We start from the raw sequence: 21,009 nt of genomic DNA on the forward strand, positions 1-21,009 counted from the left end.
TTTCACGACGGGAGCCGCGGCGCCCGCCGTCCATGGCATCATCCTGGAACCGGCCGTCTCGAATGGCTATGGCGTTTTAGCTATATCAGAATAGCAAAATGATCGACCCGGACCAGATCTCCCCGACCGAGCGAGAGCAGCTCGGCGCCTTCCGGCTGCAGCTGATGGCGCTGCTGCGGCGGCTGCGGCGCGAATCCGACGGCGGGGACATCCCGCTGTCGAAGCTGATGCTGCTGGCGGCGTTGCTGCGGCTGGGCGGCACGGCCAGCCCGACCGAACTCGCCACGGTCGAGGGGCTGCGCTCGTCCAACGTCGCGGCCCTGCTGCGCGGGCTGGAGAAGGACGGGATGGTCCGGCGCGAGGCCGATGCCGGCGACCGCCGCCGGCTGCATGTCGTGATCACCGATGCCGGCGCGCAGGCGGTGCTGGCCAACCGCAGCCGCCGCGAGGCCTGGATGGCCGAAGCGGCGGCGGCCTGCCTGACGGCGGAGGAGCGGGCGCAGCTGATCGCGGCCGGCGCCCTGCTGCAGCGCCTGGCGGAGTATCAGCCGGAGTCGTGATCGGTCTCATTTGACAGCATCCGCCCGGCCGTTGCAGAAGCGAAGCATCGCTCTGGGGGGAGTGTCGTGGATGCGGTGGATCGGTCGGGCCTTGCCGCCCTGTTGCTCTCGGGCTGCGTGTCGTCCGGGGAACCGGACGGAGAGGCGGCGGCGATGCCGCAGGACCCCGCGACCAGGGCCTATCTGGAGCGCGTGGCCGCGACCTTCGGGCCGGAGGAGCCGGCGGAGCCGGCCAAGCCCGGGCAGAAACTGCAGCGCTTCAAGGTGACGCTGCTGATCGAGGCGGATGGCGAGATCAGCTCGGTGAAGGTCCGCCCGCGCCCGGACCTGCCGTTCGAGATGCACATCATTCAGGCGTTCAGGTCCCGGTCGCCGCTTCCGCCGCCTCCGCCCGGGGTGCAGACCCCGGTGACGGCGACGGTGGGGCTGACCTACAGCGACAGGCTCTGTCGCTCGAACCGGTTCATCCCCCTGTCGTCCGCGGACATGGATTGCTGAGGCCGTCCTACTCCGCCGCCTCAACCAGCGGGGCGGGGGTGTAGTTCAGGATGGGGCCTAGCCAGCGCTCGACCTCGGCCACCGGCATGCCCTTGCGGCGGGCATAGTCCTCGACCTGGTCGCGCTCCACCTTGGCGACGCCGAAATAGTAGGAGTCCGGATGCGCCAGATAGAGGCCGGAGACCGATGAGCCCGGCCACATGGCGTAGCTCTCGGTCAGGCGCACGCCGATCCGCGCCTCGGCGTCCAGCAGCCGGAACAGCGTCACCTTCTCGGTGTGGTCCGGCTGGGCCGGATAGCCCGGGGCCGGGCGGATGCCGCGATAGGGCTCGCCGATCAGCTCCTCCGGCGTGAAGGCCTCGTCCGGGGCGTAACCCCAGAACTCGCGGCGCACGCGCTGGTGCATGGCTTCGGCGAAGGCCTCGGCGATGCGGTCGGCCAGCGCCTTCACCAGGATCGAGGAATAGTCGTCATTGGCGCGGGCGAAGCGATTGGCGATCGCCTCCTCTTCGATCCCGGCGGTGACGACGAAGCCGCCGAGATAGTCGGGCCTGCCGCTCCCGGCCGGCGCCACGAAATCGGCCAGGGCCAGCCGCGGCCGGCCGTCGCGTTTGGACAGCTGCTGCCGCAGGGTGAAGAAGGTGGCCAGTTCCGTCTGCCGGCCGTCGTCGGTGAACAGGCGGATGTCGTCGCCGACGGCTGCGGCGGGCCAGAAGCCGATCACCGCCTTGGGCTTGAACCAGCGCTCCTCGACGATGCGGGCCAGCATCGCCTGGGCGTCCTGGAACAGCTGCCGCGCCGCCGGGCCCTGCTTCTCGTCCTGCAGGATCGCCGGGTAGCGGCCCTTCAGCTCCCAGGTCTGGAAGAACGGCGTCCAGTCGATGTAGCGCGCCAGCTCGCCCAGATCGTAATCCTCGAACACCCGGGTGCCAAGGAAGCCGGGCTTCGGCGGGTCGTAGGCCGCCCAGTCCGGCCGGAAGGCGCTGGCCCGTGCCTGGGCCAGCGGCAGGCGCTGCTTCTCCGCCTCGGCCCTGGCATGGCCCTCGGCCACCTTGCGGTATTCGGCGCGCACATTCTCGACATAGCCGTCGCGCGTCTCCGGCGACAGCAGGCTGGACACCACGCCGACCGCGCGGCTGGCGTCGTTGACATAGACGGTCTGACCGCGGGCGTAGCGCGGATGGATCTTCACCGCGGTGTGCACCCGGCTGGTGGTGGCGCCGCCGATCAGCAGCGGGATGTCGAAGCCCTCGCGCTCCATCTCCGCCGCCACATGCGCCATCTCGTCCAGCGACGGGGTGATCAGCCCGGACAGGCCGATGATGTCGACCTTCTCGGCCTTCGCCGTCTCCAGGATCTTGGTCGCCGGCACCATGACGCCGAGATCGATGATCTCGTAGTTGTTGCAGGCCAGGACGACGCCGACGATGTTCTTGCCGATGTCGTGCACGTCGCCCTTGACGGTCGCCATCAGGATCTTGCCGGCGCTGCGCCGCTCGCCGCCGCCATTGGCCGCCTTCTCGGCCTCCATATAGGGCAGCAGATAGGCCACGGCCTGCTTCATCACCCGGGCCGACTTCACCACCTGGGGCAGGAACATCTTGCCGGCGCCGAACAGGTCGCCGACCACGTTCATGCCGGCCATCAGCGGGCCTTCGATCACGTGCAGCGGCCGCTCGGCCGCCTGGCGCGCCTCCTCGACATCGGCCTCGATGAACTCGGTGATGCCGTTGACCAGCGCATGCTCCAGCCGCTTGCCGACCGGCTGCTGGCGCCAGGACAGGTCCTTTTCCTTCGCCTCGCGGCCGCCGCCCTTGAAGCGCTCGGCCAGGGCCAGGAGGCGCTCGGTGGCGTCGTCGCGGCGGTTGAGGACCACGTCCTCGCAGGCCTCTCGCAGCTCCGGCTCGATCGATTCGTAGACCGCCAGCTGCCCGGCATTGACGATGCCCATGTCCATGCCGGCCTGGATGGCGTGGTACAGGAACACCGCGTGCATCGCCTCCCGCACCGGCTCATTGCCGCGGAAGGAGAAGGAGAGGTTGGAGACGCCGCCCGAGACATGGGCGTGCGGCAGGGTCCGGCGGATCCGCCGCGTCGCCTCGATGAAGGCGACGCCGTAGCCGTTGTGCTCCTCGATCCCGGTCGCGACCGCGAAGATGTTGGGATCGAAGACGATGTCCTCGGGCGGGAAGCCGGCCTCCTCGGTCAGCAGCCTGTAGGCGCGGGCGCAGATCTCGACCTTGCGCTCCAGCGTGTCGGCCTGGCCGGCCTCGTCGAAGGCCATGACCACCACGGCGGCGCCGTAGGACCGCACCAGCCGGGCGTGGTGCAGGAAGGCCTCCTCGCCCTCCTTCATCGAGATCGAGTTGACCAGGGCCTTGCCCTGCACGCATTTCAGCCCGGCCTCGATCACCGAGAACTTCGAGCTGTCGATCATCACCGGCACGCGGGCGATGTCGGGCTCGGCCGCGACCAGGTTCAGGAACTCGACCATGGCCTTCTCGGAATCGATCAGGCCCTCGTCCATGTTGATGTCGATGACCTGGGCGCCGTTGGCCACTTGGTCGCGCGCCACCTCCAGCGCCGCGGCGTAGTCGCCGGCGGTGATCAGCTTGCGGAACCGGGCCGAGCCGGTGACGTTGGTGCGCTCGCCGACATTGACGAAGGGGATGTCGGCGGTGAGCGTGAACGGCTCCAGGCCGGACAGCCGCATCAGCGGCTCGACCGTCGGCACCTGGCGCGGCGGCAGGTCCGCCACCGCATCGGCGATGGCGCGGATGTGGTCGGGGGTGGAACCACAGCAGCCGCCGACGATGTTGACCAGCCCTTCCTCGGCGAAGCCGCGGATCTGGGCGGCCATCGCCTCCGGCGTCTCGTCATACTGGCCGAACTCGTTCGGCAGGCCGGCATTGGGATAGGCACAGACGAAGGTGTCGGCGGCCTCGGCGATCTCGGCCAGATGCGCCCGCATGGCGTTGGCGCCCAGCGCGCAGTTCAGGCCGATGGTGAAGGGCCGGGCGTGCCGCACCGAATGCCAGAAGGCGGTCGGCGTCTGGCCCGACAGGGTGCGGCCCGACAGGTCGGTGATGGTGCCGGAGATCATCACCGGCAGCCGCACGCCCTTCTCGGCAAAGACCAACTCGGTGCCGAAGATCGCCGCCTTGGCGTTCAGCGTGTCGAAGATGGTCTCGATCAGGATGATCTCGGCGCCGCCGTCGACCAGGCCGCGCACCTGTTCGGCATAGGCGTCGCGCAGCTGGTCGAAGGTGACCGCGCGGTAGCCCGGGTTGTTGACGTCCGGCGAGATCGAGGCGGTGCGGTTGGTCGGCCCCAGCGCGCCGGCGACGAAGCGGCGGCGGCCGTCCAGCGACCGGGCCTTGGCCGCGGCGCGGCGGGCGAGGCGCGCGCCCTCGCGGTTCAGGTCGTAGACCACCTTCTCCATGCCGTAATCGGCCTGGGCGATCGAGGTGGAGGAGAAGGTGTTGGTCTCGAGGATGTCGGCGCCGGCGACGGCATAGCCGAAATGGATCGCCTCGATCGCATCCGGCTGGGTCAGGATCAGCAGGTCGTTGTTGCCCTGCAGGTGGCAGTCGCAGCCGGCGAAGTGCTGGCCGCGGAAATGCTCCTCGCCGAAGCCCAGCCCCTGGATCTGGGTGCCCATGGCGCCATCCAGGATCAGCACGCGCTCGCGCGCCGCCGCGGTCAGTGCGGCCAGAACCTCGGCGCCGTCGACCGGCTCCAGGGCGATGTCCAGGGTATCGACGCGCGTGGTCATGGCGAACGGCCGGTGGTTCCGGGTCGGGGTCCTATGTAATGACATAAAGATATCTTTATATCAACATCCGATGTCGCCAACCGAGCTGGAAATGTCGCGAAGAGAGTGGCGGCGCGGCCCCGACTATCGGCCCGCCGCGACCGGCTCCAGCCCGGTGGCGGCGATGGCCGGGGCGGCGGCGGGGGAGGCGAGGAAATCGAGCAGCTTCTTCGCCGCCGCCGGATCGTGCGAGCCGGCGACGATGCCGGCGGAATACAGCGTCACCTGCTGCAGCACGGGCGGCAGCGGCCCGACCAGCTCGATGCCCTCGACCGGCTTCAGCTCGGCGATCTGTTGGAGCCGATCTCGGCCTCGCCCTTCGCCACGATCTCGCCGACCGGCGTGCCCGGGATCTTGCGGGCCTTGCCCGCCATCTGCTCGGCGATGCCCAGGCGCTGGAACATCCTGGTCGAGATGTAGACGCCGCTGGCGCTGTCGGAATAGGCGACCGATCTGGCGGCCAGAAGGGCCTGCTTCACCGCCTCGGCCGAGCTGATGTCCGGCTTCGGGGCACCGGCCTTAACCGCGATGCCGATGCTGGAGCGGGCGAGGACGACCTTGCTGTCGGGCAGCACCTTGCCCTGTTTGATCAGGTCGTCGAGGGCATAGCCGACCATGATCACGACATCCAGCTTCTCGCCGCGGGCCAGCCGCGCCGGCACAGCGTTCGGCGTGTCGCCCATCGACGGGCCCCAGTGGATCTTCAGCGAGTCGCCGCTGGCGCGCTCGTATTCCGGCGCCAGGACGCGATAGGCGGCGGCGAAGCCGCCGGAGCTGACGACCTGCAACTCGGCCGCGGCGGCGGGCAGGGCGATCAGCAGCACCAGGGCGGCGAGGGCGCGGGCGAAAAGTGACGGTCGTGTCATCGACGATCCTCCCAGGGGGCGGCCCGTGGCCGATTGCGCCCCGCATCGTCCCGCAAAACGCCTGGGACTACGGTCCGCCATCCGGCAGGCCAGCCATGCACGGCCCGGACATTGTGCCGCAGCCGGCGTCACCGTCCGGTCGTCCACTCTGCGCGGACTTCAATCCCGACGCCTTCCGAGACCACCGCATGAGTCTGGCCCTCGATCCCGATTTCCTCCGCCTCCTGGCCGGCAGCCACGCCCGGCTGGTCGGCGCGCCGCTGCTGCCGGAGGAAGCCGGCGGCGATGCCGCGGCGCAGGCGCGCTGGCTGTACGAGGACGCGCCCTTCTGCGTGCTGGCGCACAACACCGACCCCGATCCCCGCTTCGTCTACGCCAACCGGGCGGCCCAGGCCTGCTTCGAATACGGCTGGGACGAGTTCACGATGCTGCCCTCCCGCCTCTCGGCCGAGGCACCGGACCGGGCGGAACGGCAGCGCCTGCTGGACGCCGTCACCCGCGACGGGTTCATCGGCGACTACCGCGGCCAGCGCATCGCCAAGTCCGGCCGCCGCTTCTGGATCGAGAACGCGACCGTCTGGCAGCTGATCGACGAGGCCGGCACCCTGCGCGGCCAGGCCGCGGCCTTCCATGACTGGCGGGAGATCTAGGGCGCCGTCGCTCGTTACTCGCTTCGGCGAGTCCCGATCTGTTGCCAGTGCCCGGGGTTGACCACCAGCCGGCCGGAGTCCTCGAAGCGCAGGGTCAGGGGATAGCGCCCTGGCACCATGAAGTCGGTGGCCGAGACCGGCTTCAACTCCGTCCTCTCCTCGCGGCCGATGGCAAAGGCGGCGCGCTCGCCGGTCGCCTGGGCGAACAGCCGGTCGCCCTCGGCAGTCACCGTCACCGTCACGAAGCGGCTGAACACGTAGTCGCCGGCCAGGCCCGCGAGCTTGTCCGCCGGCAGCACCGGTTTGTCGGCGGGCGTCGCCGGCTTCGGCTGATCCGGCACCGAGGCCAGGATCGCGTCCCATATCACCTCGCCGCCGACGACGCCGAGATCGACCGTCGGCAGCATCGCATTCTCGTCCTCCAGCTCGCCGGTCGAGACGGCGTACAGCACGTCGCCGTCGAATTCGGTGGCGAAGGGCTGCAGCGCTCGGCCTATCGAGCCGTGCACCTGGATCGCCAGGCGCTGCAGCTCGGCCGGCTTCAGCTTCTGGTTGGTGACGATCAGGCTGACCGTGGTGTTGCGCGCCGGCGCGTCCGCGTTCGGCGCGCCGGTCCAGCCCGGCTGGCGGCTGGCCGGGTAGCCCGCCATCAGCGCCTCGGTGCGCAGCGGGCTGGGCCAGCCCGAATCGGGATAGCAGGCGGCCACGGTGCCGTCGCGCCTCGTCACCACGCCCAGGGCGTTGACCACGGCGAAGGCGGCGATCTTGACCTGGCCGATCTGGCGGAAGGCGCCGCCCTGGCCGGAGAAGGCGTTGCAGCCGAACAGGCTGCCGGTCTTGGCCAGCCGTCCGGCGCCCTGCGCGCCCAGCGGGAAGGCGCCGGGCCGGGCGGCACGGAAGGCGGCCTGGGCCAGCCGCTTGTCGGGCAGGATCTCGTTCAGCCGGCGGGGGCCGAGATCGTAGATGATGGCGCCGACCGACAGCGCCAGGTTGGTCCAGTCCCCGTCGCGGACGCCGTCCTCCTTCAGCGCCGAGGCGACGGCGGTGGTGGCCTCGAGCCCGTACCAGGACCCGCCGGCGAACACCACGGCATCCAGCTCCGGCGCGTCATAGCCCAGGCGCAGATAGTCGGTGTTCACGGTGCCCGGCCCGCCGCCGCGGACATCGACCGCGGCCAGCGACCGCCGGTCGAAATGGAACACGGTGACGCCGGTCGGCCCCTCCTCGTACTCGCCGGTGCCGATCCGCAGGGCCGGCCAGTCGAACTGCAGCACGCGGTCGCCGGCGTTCAGCACCGGGGCCGGCGCTTCCTGGGCCGCCGCCGATAGCGCCACGCCTGCAAGAAGCGCAGCGGCCAGGCATGCTCCCAACGCGCTACCGATCGATCTCGGATTGTTCCGTCGACTCCCCATCCCGTCCCCCTGTCCGTGACCCGCCGGCCGGCGGCAGTGTAGGAAGAAATGCTGGCGCAGGAACGCCGGGACCGGAAGGAAATAGTGACGGCGCCGCTATACACTCGGCATTCGTCTGCTTCCCGCCCGGGTATGGCGCCGAGGCGGTCTGACCCCATCTTCATGGGGCGATGCCGCAGACGGAGGCAGGTGATGACGCGATCCCCGACCCTCAGCCGCCGCACCCTGCTGGGCGCGCTCGCCGCATCCGGCGCCGCCCCGCTGCTGCCGGTCCCGGCCGCGACGGCGCAGGCGGCCCCGATCACCCGGCCGATCCCGTCGACCGGCGAGGCGATGCCGGTGGTCGGGCTCGGCACCTGGATCACCTTCAATGTCGGCGACGACCCGGAGGCGCGCGACGACTGCGCCGAGGTGATGCGCGCCTTCTTCGCCGAGGGCGGCCGGATGATCGACTCCTCGCCGATGTACGGCTCGTCCCAGCCGGTGATCGGCTACGGCCTCGCCAAGCTGGGCCGGCCGCCCGGCCTGTTCTCGGCCGAGAAGGTCTGGACCTCCTCCGGCGCCGAGGGGCCGGGGCAGATCGAGGAGTCCCGCCGGTTCTGGGGCGTGCCCCGCTTCGACCTGATGCAGGTGCACAACCTGCTGGCCTGGGAGGCGCATCTCGACACGCTCTTCGCCATGAAGGCGGAGGGACGGCTGCGCTATGTCGGGATCACCACCTCCGAGGGGCGGCGGCACGGGGAGATCGAGCGGATCATGCGGGAGCGGCCGATCGACTTCGTCCAGATCACCTACAACATCCTCGACCGCGAGGTGGAGGACCGCATCCTGCCGCTGGCCCAGGACCGCGGCATCGGCGTCATCGTCAACCGGCCGTTCCGCCAGGGCGACCTGATCCACGACGTCGAGGGCGAGCCGCTGCCCGGCTGGGCCGGCGAGATCGGCTGCGGCAGCTGGGCCCAGATCCTGCTGAAGTTCATCGTCTCGCACCCGGCCGTCACCTGCGCCATCCCGGCCACCACCCGCGTGGATCACATGCGCGAGAACCTCGGCGCCGCTCGCGGCCCGATGCCGGACGCGGCGATGCGCCGGCGGATGGCCGCCGACGCCGAGGCGCTGTGATGTCGGAGTGGTGGAGCTATCGCCTCTCCGATTTCCTGCTCTTTTCGCCCCGGACCTATTACCGGCTGTTCGAGCTCTACAACGCCGCGATCTGGCCGGCGCAGATCGCGTCCGTCCTGCTCGGCCTCGCGGCGCTGATGCTGCTGCGGCGCGGCGGTCCGCTCGGGGGATCGGCGGCGGCGGCCATCCTGGCCGCCTGCTGGGCCTGGGTCGCGATCGCTTTCCATCTCGACCGCTACGCCACCATCAACTGGGCCGCGCCCTGGGCCGCCGCCGCGTTCCTGGCCCAGGCGGCGCTGCTGGTCTGGGCCGGGGTGATCGGCAACCGCCTCTCCGCCCCGTCGCGGCTCGGCCCCGCCGGCCGGGCCGGGATCGGCATCTTCCTGATCGCGCTGGCGGCCCAGCCCGCGATCGGGCCGCTGCTCGGCCGCGGCTGGCGGCAGGCCGAGATCTTCGGCGTCGCCCCCGACCCCACCGCCATCGGCACGCTCGGCCTCCTGCTGGCCGCGGCCGGGCCGGCGCGCTGGGGGCTGATGGTCCTGCCGGTGCTGTGGTGCGCCGTCACCGGGGCGACGCTGTGGGCGATGTCGGCGCCGGACGCCTGGGTGGCGCCGGCCGCGGCGCTGCTGACCCTTGCGCTTGCGGCCTGGCAGTCGCTGAAGGCCCGCGCCGGCTGACCGCGTGAGCATCGGCAGCATTTGGCAGAATCCGACGGCATCCTGTCATTGCTGCCATCCGCCGGTCCGGCCACACTCGCCGCATGTCCGAGCCGACCCGCACTTCTCCGCGGCGCATCGCCGTGCTGGCCTTCCCGGGCGTCGGGATGCTCGACGTCGTCGGGCCGCTCGAGGTCTTCGCCGCGGCCTCCGCCCTGCGGCGCGACGGCGGGCTGTCGCCGGCCTATGCGGTCGAGGTCCTGGCGGCGCGGGCCGGCCCGGTGCGTGCCGACTCCGGCCTCGCGGTGCTGGCCGACCGCGGCCTGGACGACGCTGGGGAAGGGATCGACACGCTGCTGGTCGCCGGCGGCGCCGGGATCGAGGACGCTGTCGCCGATCCGGCCCTCGTCGCCTGGCTCCGGGCCGCGGCCCCGCGCGTCCGGCGGCTCGGCTCGGTCTGCACCGGGGCGCTGCTGCTGGCCGAGGCCGGGCTGCTCGACGGCCGCCGCGCGGCGACGCATTGGAACTGGTGCGACAGGCTGCGCCGGCGCTATCCGGCGGTGCGGGTCGAGCCCGACCCGATCTTCGTCCGGGACGGCCCGGTCTGGACCTCGGCCGGCGTCACCGCCGGCATGGACCTGGCGCTGGCCCTGGTCGAGGCCGACCATGGCCGGGACCTGGCGCTCGCCACCGCCCGCGATCTGGTGATGTTCCTGAAGCGGCCCGGCGGCCAGTCCCAGTTCAGCGCCGTCCTGGCCGGGCAGGCGGCGGACCGGCGGCCGCTGCGGGCGCTGCAGGACTGGATGCTGGCGCATCCCGACGCCGATCTGTCGGTGCCGGCGCTGGCGAAGCGGGCGGCGATGAGCTCGCGCAACTTCGCCCGGGCCTTCCGGCGCGAGATCGGCGCCACCCCCGCCGCCTATGTCGAGCGGCTGCGGGTCGAGGCAGCGCGCCGCCGGCTGGAGGAGACCGACCTGCCGGGCGAGACCATCGCCCGGGCCTGCGGCTTCGGCAATGGCGACGGCATGCGGCGGGCCTTCCTGCGCCGGCTCGGCGTCGGCCCGCGCGAATATCGCGAGCGGTTCCGGCCGGCGGCCGGGGCCGTGCCGCTTCCGCAACCGATGGAGGAGAGAGCATGACCGTCGTCCCCGACCTCTGGACCCACCGGGCGGCGCTGCTGCCGGTCGACCTGCAGCGTGGCTTCGACCTGCCGTCCTGGGGCCGGCGCAACAACCCGGATCTCGACGCCAACGGGCAGCGGCTGCTGGCGGCGTGGCGGCGGGCGGGGCTGCCGCTGCTGCACATCCGGCACGATTCGGTGGAACCAGGCTCGACCCTGGCGCCGAGCCATCCCGGCCACGCCTTCCGCCCGGGCTTCGAGCCGCGGGAGGGAGAGCCGGTGGTGGCGAAGTCGGTGAACTGCGCCTTCATCGGCACCGATCTCGACCTGCGGCTGCGCCGGCTCGGCGTCGGCACGATGGTGCTGTTCGGCTTCACCGCCGACATGTGCGTCTCGACCACCGCGCGCGTCGCGGCGAATCTGGGCTATCGGGCGATCGTGATCGGCGACGCCTGCGCCTGCTTCGACCTGCCGGACGGCGCCGGCGGCACGGTCGCGGCGGAGGATCTGCACCGCGCCCACCTGGCGACCCTGGCGGCGGAGTTCGCCGCGGTCACGACGACGGACGCGGTGGTGGAGCGGCTGGGGGCGTAGGTCGGCCTCAGGCCTTGCGGTTCCGCAGGGCCTCGGCCTGCGCGTAGAACTTCTTCTCCCACTCCTTGTGCGCGTCCTGCCCTTCGCGGATGAAGGGGGTGAAGACGGCGAGGTTGAGGAGCAGCCAGTTCACCAGCCGGGCCGGGAAGCGCAGCGGCTTGACGAAGTCGATGAACAGCACCACCCGGGTCTTGTCGGTGTGGTTCCAGGCCTCGTGCTCATAGGCGTCGTCGAACACCAGGGCCTTGCCCTCGGTCCAGTGGCAGATCTGCTTGTCGACGCGGATCGCCAGCTTCTCGCGCGGCTCCGGCACCAGCAGCGGCAGGTGCAGCCGCAGCACGCCGTTGTAGGGGCCGCGATGCGGCGCCAGGTGCTTGCCCGGTTCGAAGATCGAGAACATCGCCGTCTTCAGCCCCGGGATCTTCTGGACGATGCGCCAGGTCTCCGGGCACTGGGCGATGTTCTTCTCCGAGCTGACGCCGTAGCCGGCCAGGAAGAACGTCTTCCAGTGGTTGTCCTTGGTGATGGTCTTCACGTCGGACGAGATGTCCTGGAAGCTCGGCAGCTCGTCCTGGCGCAGCAGGATCTTGTCCAGTTCGGCCCGGATCAGGGGCCATTCGCGCTCGATCTCGGCCACCCATGGGAAGGTGGCGGTGTCGTAGACCGGCGGGTTGCCGACCTTGGTGTATTTCAGGTTGAGCCGCTCGGCCCAGGCGACGACGCGCATGAAGAAGCGCGTCACCAGGCTCGGCCGGTCCAGGGTCGGGTCGATGCCTTCGGTAACGAACACCTGCTTCGGGTTGATTGGGCCCGGATGCGTCGCGGTGCCTTGGTTTCCGACGCTTGCGTTCACGGTCTCGCTCTCCGACTGTGCTCTCGCTTCCGAACGGTGGCAGCGACTTTGCCCGCCGCTGCGACCTAGGATTATATCGCAGAAACGGGCGGGTTGGGATCGTGGTCCGCCACGGGATTCCTTCCCCTACACCAATGACATGGCGGTTGCCATCGCTCCATCTGCGAATCATTCCTAGCTGGATTTGTGACAACGTCAAGACATTGCGAGGAGCGGTACAGCGCCGCGGATCGCTCAGAAATGGATAATCGAGCCGCCGTAAGCGGCAACCGCGTCGTCGTGAGTGATCAGTCGCAGAGGTTCGGCCAGCGCCTGTGCGACGAGAAGCCGGTCGAAGGGATCGGCATGGAGCGGAGGCAGGACCTCGACACCGGCCGCGTGCTCGGCCGATACGGGCAGAAGCGCGTAACCCGCCTGTTCGAAATAGCCGATCGCCTGTGCCCCCGAAAACGGAGGGGCGCTGCGCCGGGCCATCGAATGCTTGATCGCGATCTCCCAGATGCTCGCGGCGGAGATGTGGATGGCGTTCGCCGGATCGGCGATCAGGGCCCGGATCGACTCCGGCATCACGTCCGGCGAGACCAGGGCCCAGATCGCGACATGGGTGTCGAGCAGAAGCCTCACTTCTCCTGACCTTCGAACAGCGCGGCGATCCGCTCGTTCTCGGCGTCGAACTCCTCGAGCGTCATCGTCGGATACTGGCCGGCGAGCAGCCCGAGACGGCGGCTGGCATCCGGGACGGGGGCCATCGGGACGAGGCGCGCCACGGGACGGCCGTTGCGGGCGATGATGATTTCCGATTCGCGGCCCGTTTCGACGGCAGCCACCAGGCGCGAGAGGCTGGATTTGGCCTCGAAGATGTTGACGGTGGTCACGGCTTCACCATTCTAGCTAAGTCTGGCTAGATTATGATTGCTCTGAAGATCGCCTTCAAGCTTGGTTGCCGGATGCCGCCCCTGACGCCGGGGCGAAGCCGCGCTATGGTGGCTGGCAAACCCGCCGGAGGCCCCGCATGCCGTCGCTCGCGCATCTTCTGCCCTTCCTCGCCGCCACGGTGCTGATCGCGATCATCCCGGGGCCGGCGATCCTCTACACCGTGGCGCAGACGCTGGCGCGCGGCCGGGCGGCGGGCTTCCGGGCCGCAACCGGCATCGCGGTTGGCGACCTGGTCCATGTCGCCGCGGCCGCGGCCGGGCTGTCGGCGGTGTTCCGCTGGTCGCCGACCCTGTTCCTGGTGGTGAAGATCTTCGGCGCGGCCTATCTGGTCTGGCTCGGTATCCGCATGGTGCGCAGCCGGCAGTCCGGCGACGCCCTGCCGCAGCTGGCGCAGAAGACGGCGCGCCGCGCCTTCGCCGAGAGCGTGACGGTCGAGCTCCTGAACCCGAAGACGGCGCTGTTCTTCATCGCCTTCCTGCCCCAGTTCGTGGACCCGGCCGCCGGGCTGCCGGTCTGGGCCCAGTTCCTGGTGCTGGGGATGATCGTCAACGCCGTGTTCTTCGCGTCCGACGTGATCGCGCTCCTGTGCGTCGACCGGGCGATGGCCCGGCTGCGCCGCAGCGAGCGGGTGGCGCGCTGGCTGCGCCTGGCCAGCGGCTCGGCCCTGGTCGGCCTCGGCGCGCATATGGCGCTCAGCCGGAATTAAACGATGCGCGAAAGAATCATGCGCGCCGCGTGACCGCGGCCACGGGCGCTCCTATACTCCCTCCGTGACAGGAGGAATGCCGCCATGACCGCCTTCGACAAGCGGACTCTCGCCGATTGGGAGGCGCTGGCCCGGAAGGAGCTGCGCGACCGCCCGCTGGAGGATCTGTCGGTCGAGACGCCGGAGGGCGTGTCGGTCAAGCCGCTCTACACCGCGGCGGACGTGCCGGAGGGCGCGGCCGGTGAGCTGCCGGGCTTCGCCCCCTTCACCCGCGGCGTGCGGGCGACGATGTATGCCGGCCGGCCCTGGACCGTCCGGCAATATGCCGGCTTCTCCACCGCCGAGGAATCGAACGCCTTCTACCGCGCCAATCTCGCGGCCGGGCAGATGGGCCTGTCGGTCGCCTTCGACCTCGCCACCCATCGCGGCTACGACAGCGACCACCCGCGCGTGGTCGGCGATGTCGGCAAGGCCGGGGTCGCGATCGATTCCGTCGAGGACATGAAGATCCTGTTCGACGGCATCCCGCTCGACCGCATGTCGGTGTCGATGACCATGAACGGCGCGGTGCTGCCGGTGCTGGCCGGCTACATCGTGGCGGCGGAGGAGCAGGGGGTGCCGGAGGCCAAGCTGTCCGGCACCATCCAGAACGACATCCTCAAGGAGTTCATGGTCCGGAACACCTACATCTACCCGCCCGGGCCCTCGATGCGGATCGTCGCCGACATCATCGCCTACACCGCCGAGCGGATGCCGAAGTTCAACTCGATCTCGATCTCCGGCTATCACATGCAGGAGGCCGGGGCGACGGCGGTGCAGGAGCTGGCCTACACCCTGGCCGATGGCCTCGACTATGTCCGCGCCGCGATCTCGCGCGGGCTCGACGTCGACGCCTTCGCCGGCCGGCTGTCCTTCTTCTTCGCCATCGGCATGGACTTCTTCACCGAGGTGGCGAAGCTGCGCGCCGCCCGCCGGCTCTGGGCCGAGCTGATGCAGGAGAAGTTCGCGCCGAAGAAGGCCGAGAGCCTGATGCTGCGCACGCATTGCCAGACCTCCGGCGTGTCGCTGACCGAGCAGGACCCCTACAACAACGTGGTCCGCACCACGATCGAGGCGCTGGCCGCGGTGCTGGGCGGGACCCAGAGCCTGCACACCAACAGCTTCGACGAGGCGCTGGGCCTGCCCACGCCCTTCTCCGCCCGCATCGCCCGCAACACCCAGCTGATCATCGCCGAGGAGACGGGGGTGACCCGCACCGTCGACCCGCTCGGCGGCAGCTACTATGTCGAGGCGCTGACGGCCGAGCTGGCGGGCAGGGCCCGCGCCTTGATCGACGAGGTCGAGGCCATGGGTGGCATGACCAAGGCGGTCGAGGCCGGGCTGCCGAAGCTGCGGATCGAGGAGAGCGCGACCCGCCGCCAGGCCCGGATCGACCGCGGCGAGCAGACCATCGTCGGCGTCAACAAATACGTCCCCGAGAAGCCGGACCATGTCGAGGTGCTGGCGATCGACAACTCGGCGGTGCGCGAGTCCCAGGTGGCGCGGCTGAAGAAGATCAGGGCCGAGCGCGACGAGGCCGCCTGCCGCGCGGCGCTGGCGGCGCTGACCGCGGCGGCGCAGAGCGGCGAGGGCAACCTGCTGGACCTCGCGGTCAAGGCGACGCGGGCCCGGGCCACGGTCGGCGAGATCTCGGACGCGCTGGAGCAGGTGTTCACCCGCCACCGCGCCGTGATCCGTTCGGTCTCCGGCGTCTATGGCGGCGCCTTCGCCGGCGACGAGGGCTATGCCCGGATCCAGCAGGAGGTGGTGCGCTTCGCCGAGGCCGAGGGCCGGCGGCCGCGCATGCTGGTGGTGAAGCTGGGCCAGGACGGGCACGACCGCGGTGCCAAGGTGATCGCCACCGCCTTCGCCGATATCGGCTTCGACGTCGACATCGGCCCGCTGTTCCAGACGCCGGAGGAGGCGGCGCGCCAGGCGATCGAGAACGATGTCCATGTCGTCGGCGTGTCGTCCCAGGCGGCCGGGCACCTGACGCTGGTGCCGCAGCTGCTGCAGGCGCTGAAGGCCGAGGGCGCGGGCGACATCCTGGTGGTGTGCGGCGGCGTGATCCCGCCGCAGGACTACGAACCGCTTCTGGCCGCCGGCGTCAGCGCCGTCTACGGCCCCGGCACCAACATCCCGCAGGCGGCCGGCGAGATCCTGGCCCTGATCGGCAAGGCGCGGGCCGCGGCGGCGTAACCTTTCGCCGCCGCCGGACGAACCGGGGGGATCCGAATCCCGGTTTTCGACCGTATGGGAGTCGCTGCCATGGCGCATGCTCCTCTGGCTTCGTCTCGTCTCCGGCCCGGCCTTCGCATCGGTCTCCTTCTCGCCCTGCTGCTGGGCCTCGCCGCCGGCGAGTGCCACGGCCCGAACCGGATGCCCTCGGCCTCCAGCACGGGCAGCAACTCGGGCGGTTCCAACACCGGCGGCATGGGCGGCGGGGGCGGCTACTAGCCGCCGTCAGCTCCGGCATCTCCTATGGCGGGAACCTGCGCTCCGCGCTAACATCGTTCCATCTTTGTTCCAGGAGGTTCCGTGGCGAAACGGGCCGGCAGCGCCGATCTGCCCCTGCATTACGGCCGGGTGCCGGCCTGGCTGGGCCGGCGCATGGCCCAGCTGGGTGCGGTGATCGCCGAGGCGATCATCCACCACTACGGCCGCGACGAGTTCCTGCGCCGCCTGGCCCATCCCTTCTGGTTCCAGTCCTTCGGCGCCGTGATGGGGATGGACTGGCATTCCTCCGGCATCACCACCAGCGTGGTCGGGGCGCTGAAGCGCGGCTTGCAGCCGATGGCGGGCGAGCTCGGCCTGCATGTCTGCGGCGGCCGCGGCCAGCATTCGCGGCAGACGCCGGCGGAGCTGGTGGCGATCGGCGAGCGCGTCGGCTTCGACGGCGCGGCGCTGGCGCAGGCCAGCCGGCTGGTCGCCAAGGTCGACAGCGCCGCGGTGCAGGACGGCTTCGACCTCTACCTGCACGGCTTCATCGTCGCCGATGACGGGCGCTGGGTGGTGGTGCAGCAGGGCATGAACGGCGACAGCCGCCTGGCCCGCCGCTACCACTGGCACTCCGAGGATCTGAAGAGCTTCGTCGAGGCGCCGCACACGGCGATCGAGGGCCCCGGCCAGGGTGTGATCGTCAACCTGACCGACCGGCGCGCCCGGGCCTCGCGCCACCGCCAGCTCGACCTGCTGCGCGATTTCGGCCCCGACCGCCTGGTCGGCGAGGTCGCGGCGCTGGAGGGCCGGATCCCGCCGCCGCCGGACCAGCCGGCGCTGCCGCATCTGGTCATGCCGGCGCATCACGACGTCCGGCCCAGCGACGTGATCCTGCGCCGGCTGCACGGCGCCCTGGCCGCGGCGGCGGACCGGGCGCCGGAGGATTTCGCCGAGCTGCTGCTGGTGCCCGGCGTCGGCGCCCGCACCGTGCATTCACTGGCCATGGTGGCCGAGGTGGTGCACGGCGCGCCCTGCCGTTTCGCCGATCCCGGGCGCTTCTCCCTGGCCCATGGCGGCAAGGACCGCCATCCCTATCCGGTGCCGACCCTGGTCTACGACCAGACGATCGCGGTGCTGAAATCCGCCGTTATCCAAGCCAAGCTGGGCAACGACGAGCGGCTGGAGGCGATCCGCCGCCTCGACGACCAGGCGCGGCGGGTGGAGCGGCAGGCCACCGGCCCGACCCTGCCGCAGCACATCGCGGTCGAGCGCCGCCGCTCGCACGAATATGGCGGCCGCAGCGTTTTCGGCTGGGAGCCGACGCCCGTTCCGGGCAATGCCACGAAAATGCCTTGATTGTGGCCGGATCGAAGCCACCGACCGAACGTTATGTCGATCGTGCGTTGGTGGGTCCGGCCCGATGGGCCGCCCGGCAGCAGAAGGATAGGACCCTGATGATCTCGACTCGCCGCATCCTGGCCGGTGCCCTGGCCGCCGCCGCGGTCACGCTGGCGATGTCGACCCCGGCTCTCGCCGACGGCTGGAAGCGTGGCTGGGGGCCGCCGTGGCGCCACCACCACGGCTACTACTACGACCGCGGGCCCGACGTGGTCGTGGTCCGGCCGCGCCCGCGGGTCTACTACGAGCCGGCTCCGGTCTATGTCGAGCGGCCGCCGGTCTATTACGAGCGTCCGGCGCCGGTCTATGTCGCGCCGCCGCCCCCGGTCTATGTGGCGCCGGCCCCGGGCATCTCGGTCAACATCCCGCTGCGCTTCGACTGAGGCCCGGCATGCAGCGCTCCCTGCTCCGTTTCTCCCTCCTGGCGCTGCTCGCGCTCACCGCCGCCGCCCCGACCCTGCTGCTGCATCCGGCGACGGCGGTCGCGGATGATGATGACGACGACGATGACGATGACGATGACCGCTGGCGCCGCCATCACCGCCACCGGCATTGGCGCGACGGGCCGCCGCCCTATTACTACCACCGGCCGCATCGCGACCGGGTCGTGATCTACGACGACGCGCCGGCCTACTACGTCCGGCGCCCGCGGCCGGTCTATGTCGCGCCACCGTCCCCGGTCTATGTGGCGCCGACGCCGGGGATCACGATCAACATCCCGCTCCGCTTCGACTGAGCTTCCCAGCCGGCTGCGGCCCCGTGCCGCGGCCGGCGTTTGCGTGCCGCGGCGATTCCGCTTGCATCCGCGCGTCAAAGCCGTATCTTGAGATTGCGAATGATTTGCAATTGCTTCTGCGTTGCGGTCGTTCACGGGATCACGGATCGGGCGGGCTGGACGACCGAGCCGACGCCATCGTGAAGCCGTCGATCCGTCGACGATCGGGCCGGTCCCTGGCTGGCGTTCCTCCGGCCCGATCTACACTCAGAGCCTCCGGAGCCTTGCTCCGGAGGCCTTTTTCATGGGGCGCGGCGGGCCAGGATGACGCCGGCCAGGGCCAGCGCGCCCAGCACCGCCATGGCGATGCCGGTCCACTGCATCCCATCGGTGATGACGAGCTGGTTGACCTGCCACCAGACCTGGCCGCCGCGGTTGCCCAGCACGGCGGCGACCTGCAGCGCGGTCCAGGCGACCCCGACCCTGAGCGGCCCGGCGCCGCGCCCCAGGATGGCGGCGAAGCCGGCCAGCATCGCCAGGGCGTAGGCGGGGTCGCTGCTGACGCCCCAGGCCGCCGAGACCGGCACCTCGATGTCGAGCCCGGCGAGGGCCCAGATCACGACGGCCGCGGCCAGCGGGGCGGCGGCCAGAAGGCCGATCCCGGGATGCAGCGCCACGGCCAGCAGCACCACGGCGATGGCCAGATAGCCGATCAGCGAGACCTGGCCGACCAGGTCGGGAACCGATCCGCCGGCCACCGTGGCGGCGTGAATCAGCAGCGGCAGGCGGATGGCGTTCAGCCAGACGATCGACGCCAGCAGCAGCACCAGCCCCACCGCCGCCGCCGCGACCGCGGCCGGCGCGGCGTGGGTGGTCGCCGCCGGAGCCGCGGCGGTCGGGCTGCGCCAAGTGATGAAGGCCAGCGCCAGAGCCATCGCCGCCCAGAACAGATACGGCCCCAGCGGAACGGCCAGCGATCCGGCGGCCGGGCGCAGCACCACCGCGACGGCGTTGAGCAGGATCGGCCCGAACAGCGTCGCCGCCGCGACCGTGATCACGGCGATGCGGCCGCCCGACCCGCCGCCCAGCCGGATCAGATGCAGGTGGTTGCCGACCACCAGCCCGGCGGCGCCGGCCACCGCGGCGATCCACAGCAGGCCGGGGACCAGGATGGAATCCTCCGGCGTCAGCGGCTGGCGCAGCACGGCCAGGAACCCGGCCAGCGCCAAGGCCAGCAGCACGCCGCCGGCCATGATCGGCGGGCGCTCGCCGCCGCGCCGGGCGATCGCGGCCCAGCCGAGGAACGGCAGCAGCGCCAGCAGCGACTCAGCCGCCACCAGCCCGAAGGCGCCGGCCTGCACCTGCAGCGCGGGCAGCATCGCCGGGAACACCCCGGCATGCAGCAGCGGCAGGGTGGAGGCGCCCAGCGCGAGGCCCAGCACCGGCCGCACCAGCAGGGCGGAGGAAGGTTTAGGAACCGCCATGCCGGTTCAACTCCGAATCGTCAGCCGAAGGTCCCGACCGGTCTACGGCAAAGGCGATTCGATCGAAAGGCCGCCGGGGTCAGAGGTCGATGCGCCAGCGCAGCGACTCGCCGCCGCCATAGCCTTCCGCCTTGCGGAAGCGTTCGACCAGCCGCCCGCCATTGGCCAGGATCACCCGCTGCGAAGCGATGTTGTCGGGATCGGTGGTCAGCTCGACATAGGGCAGGCCCTGCGCCCGCGCCTCCGGCAGCAGCAGCGCCAGGCCGCTTGTGGCGTAGCCGCGGCCCTGTTTCCAGGGCACGACGCTGTAGCCGATATGGCCCAGCACGTAGGCCGGCAGGGCGGCGGTGCCGGGCTGCCAGCGGAAGCCGAAGCTGCCGCAGAACTCCCCATCCCACAGCCAGCGGTGGAAGCCGGGCAGCCGCAGCACGGTGGTGCCGTCCGGCATCGGGATCGGCCCGCCGCGCGCCTCCGGGTCGTCGAGCCCGGCGACGAAACCGGCCGGGTCCCGCGCGATCCGCTCCAGCTGCTCCCGCGCTGTCGCCTCCCTGCGGACAGTGTCCGGCGACCAGCCGCGCCGCAGCGCGTCGGCGTATCCGGGCAGGCGGTCCAGGGACGGGGCGATCAGTTGGATGGGCATCCGGCCGTCGTAACGGAAAGCCCGCCCGCGGCGCAATGCCACGGGTGGGCTTTCGGCCGGACCGGGGTCAGGCGACGGTCAGGCGGACGTTCAGGCTGCCGCGGGTGGCGTGCGAATAGGGGCAGACCACATGGGCGCGGGCCACCAGATCCTCGGCGACGGCGCGCTCGACGCCCGGCAGGGCGATGGTCAGACCGACATCCAGGCCGAAGCCCTGGCCGTCGTCGCGCGGGCCGACGCCGACATCGGCGGTCACGGTGCTCTCCGGCGCGATCTTCACCTTGGCCTGGCTGGCGACGTATTTCAGCGCGCTCAGGAAGCAGGCGGAATAGCCGGCGGCGAACAGCTGCTCGGGGTTCGTGGCGTCGCCGCCCTGGCCGCCCAGCTCCTTCGGCGTGGTCAGGGCAATGGACAGCTTGCCGTCCTCGCTGGTGGCGCGGCCGTCGCGGCCGCCGGTCGCCGTGGCTTTGGTGCGATAAAGGATGGCCATGATCGTTTCCTCGTCGG

General features: G+C 71.0%; 23 protein-coding genes. 13 read left to right on the plus strand and 10 right to left on the minus strand.

Annotation, left to right across the window (positions count from 1 at the left end):
• Positions 1–98: 98 nt before the first annotated feature.
• Positions 99–560, plus strand: a complete 462-nt coding sequence (locus G537_RS0131410) for a MarR family transcriptional regulator (RefSeq protein ID WP_034853564.1) — start codon at positions 99–101, stop codon at positions 558–560.
• A 66-nt stretch (positions 561–626) separates the two neighbouring features.
• Positions 627–1,058 (plus strand): TonB C-terminal domain-containing protein, encoded by a 432-nt coding sequence (locus G537_RS0131415; protein ID WP_155888863.1) that lies wholly within the window; start codon positions 627–629, stop codon positions 1,056–1,058.
• A 7-nt stretch (positions 1,059–1,065) separates the two neighbouring features.
• On the opposite strand, the gene metH is transcribed toward G537_RS0131415, so the two are convergent.
• From metH to G537_RS41045, 3 genes are all read right to left on the minus strand, one after another.
• Positions 1,066–4,833: a methionine synthase gene (metH, locus tag G537_RS0131420; RefSeq protein WP_026873413.1), complete on the minus strand. Its 3,768-nt coding sequence runs from the start codon at positions 4,831–4,833 to the stop codon at positions 1,066–1,068.
• A gap of 123 nt (positions 4,834–4,956) precedes the next feature.
• Positions 4,957–5,109, minus strand: a complete 153-nt coding sequence (locus G537_RS45520) for a substrate-binding domain-containing protein (protein WP_211230570.1) — start codon at positions 5,107–5,109, stop codon at positions 4,957–4,959.
• Between the two features lie 41 nt (positions 5,110–5,150).
• A complete protein-coding gene (locus tag G537_RS41045) occupies positions 5,151–5,738 on the minus strand; it encodes a substrate-binding domain-containing protein (RefSeq protein ID WP_211230571.1) in 588 nt (195 codons plus the stop codon).
• Positions 5,739–5,926: 188 nt separating this feature from the next.
• Here G537_RS41045 and G537_RS0131430 point away from each other — a divergent pair, with 188 nt between their 5' ends.
• Positions 5,927–6,388 carry an MEKHLA domain-containing protein gene (locus G537_RS0131430; RefSeq protein WP_026873414.1) on the plus strand — a complete coding sequence of 154 codons (462 nt, stop codon included), beginning with the start codon at positions 5,927–5,929 and terminating at the stop codon, positions 6,386–6,388.
• Positions 6,389–6,402: 14 nt separating this feature from the next.
• On the opposite strand, the gene G537_RS0131435 is transcribed toward G537_RS0131430, so the two are convergent.
• Positions 6,403–7,722, minus strand: coding sequence for a P1 family peptidase (locus G537_RS0131435; RefSeq protein WP_211230572.1), 1,320 nt, complete (start codon positions 7,720–7,722; stop codon positions 6,403–6,405).
• Between the two features lie 270 nt (positions 7,723–7,992).
• Between G537_RS0131435 and G537_RS0131440 the strand changes: the two genes are divergently transcribed.
• The 4 genes from G537_RS0131440 (at position 7,993) to G537_RS0131455 (ending at position 11,292) form a co-directional block, all read left to right on the plus strand.
• A complete protein-coding gene (locus G537_RS0131440) occupies positions 7,993–8,922 on the plus strand; it encodes an aldo/keto reductase (RefSeq protein WP_051249364.1) in 930 nt (309 codons plus the stop codon).
• Complete coding sequence (locus G537_RS0131445) at positions 8,922–9,599, plus strand: DUF6064 family protein (RefSeq protein WP_026873417.1); 678 nt, start codon at positions 8,922–8,924, stop codon at positions 9,597–9,599. Before G537_RS0131440 ends, G537_RS0131445 begins: the two co-directional genes overlap by 1 nt.
• Before the next feature lie 83 nt (positions 9,600–9,682).
• The gene (locus G537_RS41050) at positions 9,683–10,717 is read left to right on the plus strand and encodes a GlxA family transcriptional regulator (RefSeq protein WP_051249365.1); all 1,035 of its coding nucleotides are present in this window, start codon (positions 9,683–9,685) and stop codon (positions 10,715–10,717) included.
• On the plus strand, positions 10,714–11,292 hold the full coding sequence (locus tag G537_RS0131455) for a cysteine hydrolase family protein (RefSeq protein ID WP_026873418.1): 579 nt from the start codon (positions 10,714–10,716) through the stop codon (positions 11,290–11,292). The genes G537_RS41050 and G537_RS0131455 overlap by 4 nt, the downstream gene beginning before the upstream one ends.
• A gap of 7 nt (positions 11,293–11,299) precedes the next feature.
• Here G537_RS0131455 and olsC read toward each other — a convergent pair whose 3' ends face one another.
• The 3 genes from olsC to G537_RS0131470 all read right to left on the minus strand — a co-directional run bounded on the left by olsC (position 11,300) and on the right by G537_RS0131470 (position 13,020).
• On the minus strand, positions 11,300–12,145 hold the full coding sequence (gene olsC, locus G537_RS0131460; RefSeq protein WP_026873419.1) for an ornithine lipid ester-linked acyl 2-hydroxylase OlsC: 846 nt from the start codon (positions 12,143–12,145) through the stop codon (positions 11,300–11,302).
• Between the two features lie 234 nt (positions 12,146–12,379).
• Positions 12,380–12,769 (minus strand): type II toxin-antitoxin system VapC family toxin, encoded by a 390-nt coding sequence (locus tag G537_RS0131465; protein WP_026873420.1) that lies wholly within the window; start codon positions 12,767–12,769, stop codon positions 12,380–12,382.
• The gene (locus G537_RS0131470; RefSeq protein WP_026873421.1) at positions 12,766–13,020 is read right to left on the minus strand and encodes a type II toxin-antitoxin system Phd/YefM family antitoxin; all 255 of its coding nucleotides are present in this window, start codon (positions 13,018–13,020) and stop codon (positions 12,766–12,768) included. The genes G537_RS0131465 and G537_RS0131470 overlap by 4 nt, the downstream gene beginning before the upstream one ends.
• A 137-nt stretch (positions 13,021–13,157) precedes the next feature.
• Here G537_RS0131470 and G537_RS0131475 point away from each other — a divergent pair, with 137 nt between their 5' ends.
• From G537_RS0131475 to G537_RS0131495, 6 genes are all read left to right on the plus strand, one after another.
• Positions 13,158–13,787 (plus strand): LysE family translocator, encoded by a 630-nt coding sequence (locus G537_RS0131475; protein ID WP_026873422.1) that lies wholly within the window; start codon positions 13,158–13,160, stop codon positions 13,785–13,787.
• A gap of 84 nt (positions 13,788–13,871) precedes the next feature.
• Entirely contained in the window at positions 13,872–16,025 is a 2,154-nt protein-coding gene (gene scpA / locus G537_RS0131480; RefSeq protein ID WP_026873423.1) for a methylmalonyl-CoA mutase, read from the plus strand.
• 69 nt (positions 16,026–16,094) lie between these two features.
• Entirely contained in the window at positions 16,095–16,283 is a 189-nt protein-coding gene (locus G537_RS44105) for a hypothetical protein (RefSeq protein ID WP_155888864.1), read from the plus strand.
• An 81-nt stretch (positions 16,284–16,364) separates the two neighbouring features.
• Entirely contained in the window at positions 16,365–17,621 is a 1,257-nt protein-coding gene (locus G537_RS0131485) for a DUF763 domain-containing protein (protein WP_026873424.1), read from the plus strand.
• A gap of 98 nt (positions 17,622–17,719) precedes the next feature.
• Positions 17,720–18,046 carry a hypothetical protein gene (locus tag G537_RS41055; RefSeq protein WP_034853567.1) on the plus strand — a complete coding sequence of 109 codons (327 nt, stop codon included), beginning with the start codon at positions 17,720–17,722 and terminating at the stop codon, positions 18,044–18,046.
• Between the two features lie 8 nt (positions 18,047–18,054).
• Positions 18,055–18,399: a hypothetical protein gene (locus tag G537_RS0131495; RefSeq protein WP_026873425.1), complete on the plus strand. Its 345-nt coding sequence runs from the start codon at positions 18,055–18,057 to the stop codon at positions 18,397–18,399.
• Between the two features lie 281 nt (positions 18,400–18,680).
• On the opposite strand, the gene G537_RS0131500 is transcribed toward G537_RS0131495, so the two are convergent.
• The 3 genes from G537_RS0131500 to G537_RS0131510 form a co-directional block, all read right to left on the minus strand.
• Positions 18,681–19,862 (minus strand): hypothetical protein, encoded by a 1,182-nt coding sequence (locus G537_RS0131500; protein ID WP_155888865.1) that lies wholly within the window; start codon positions 19,860–19,862, stop codon positions 18,681–18,683.
• Positions 19,863–19,941: 79 nt separating this feature from the next.
• Positions 19,942–20,502, minus strand: a complete 561-nt coding sequence (locus tag G537_RS0131505) for a GNAT family N-acetyltransferase (protein WP_034853569.1) — start codon at positions 20,500–20,502, stop codon at positions 19,942–19,944.
• A 67-nt stretch (positions 20,503–20,569) separates the two neighbouring features.
• Positions 20,570–20,992 carry an organic hydroperoxide resistance protein gene (locus G537_RS0131510; RefSeq protein ID WP_026873428.1) on the minus strand — a complete coding sequence of 141 codons (423 nt, stop codon included), beginning with the start codon at positions 20,990–20,992 and terminating at the stop codon, positions 20,570–20,572.
• Positions 20,993–21,009: the final 17 nt, after the last annotated feature.

The sequence above is a fragment of the Inquilinus limosus DSM 16000 genome (genome assembly GCF_000423185.1).
In the GTDB taxonomy this organism is placed as follows: Bacteria; Pseudomonadota; Alphaproteobacteria; order DSM-16000; family Inquilinaceae; genus Inquilinus; species Inquilinus limosus.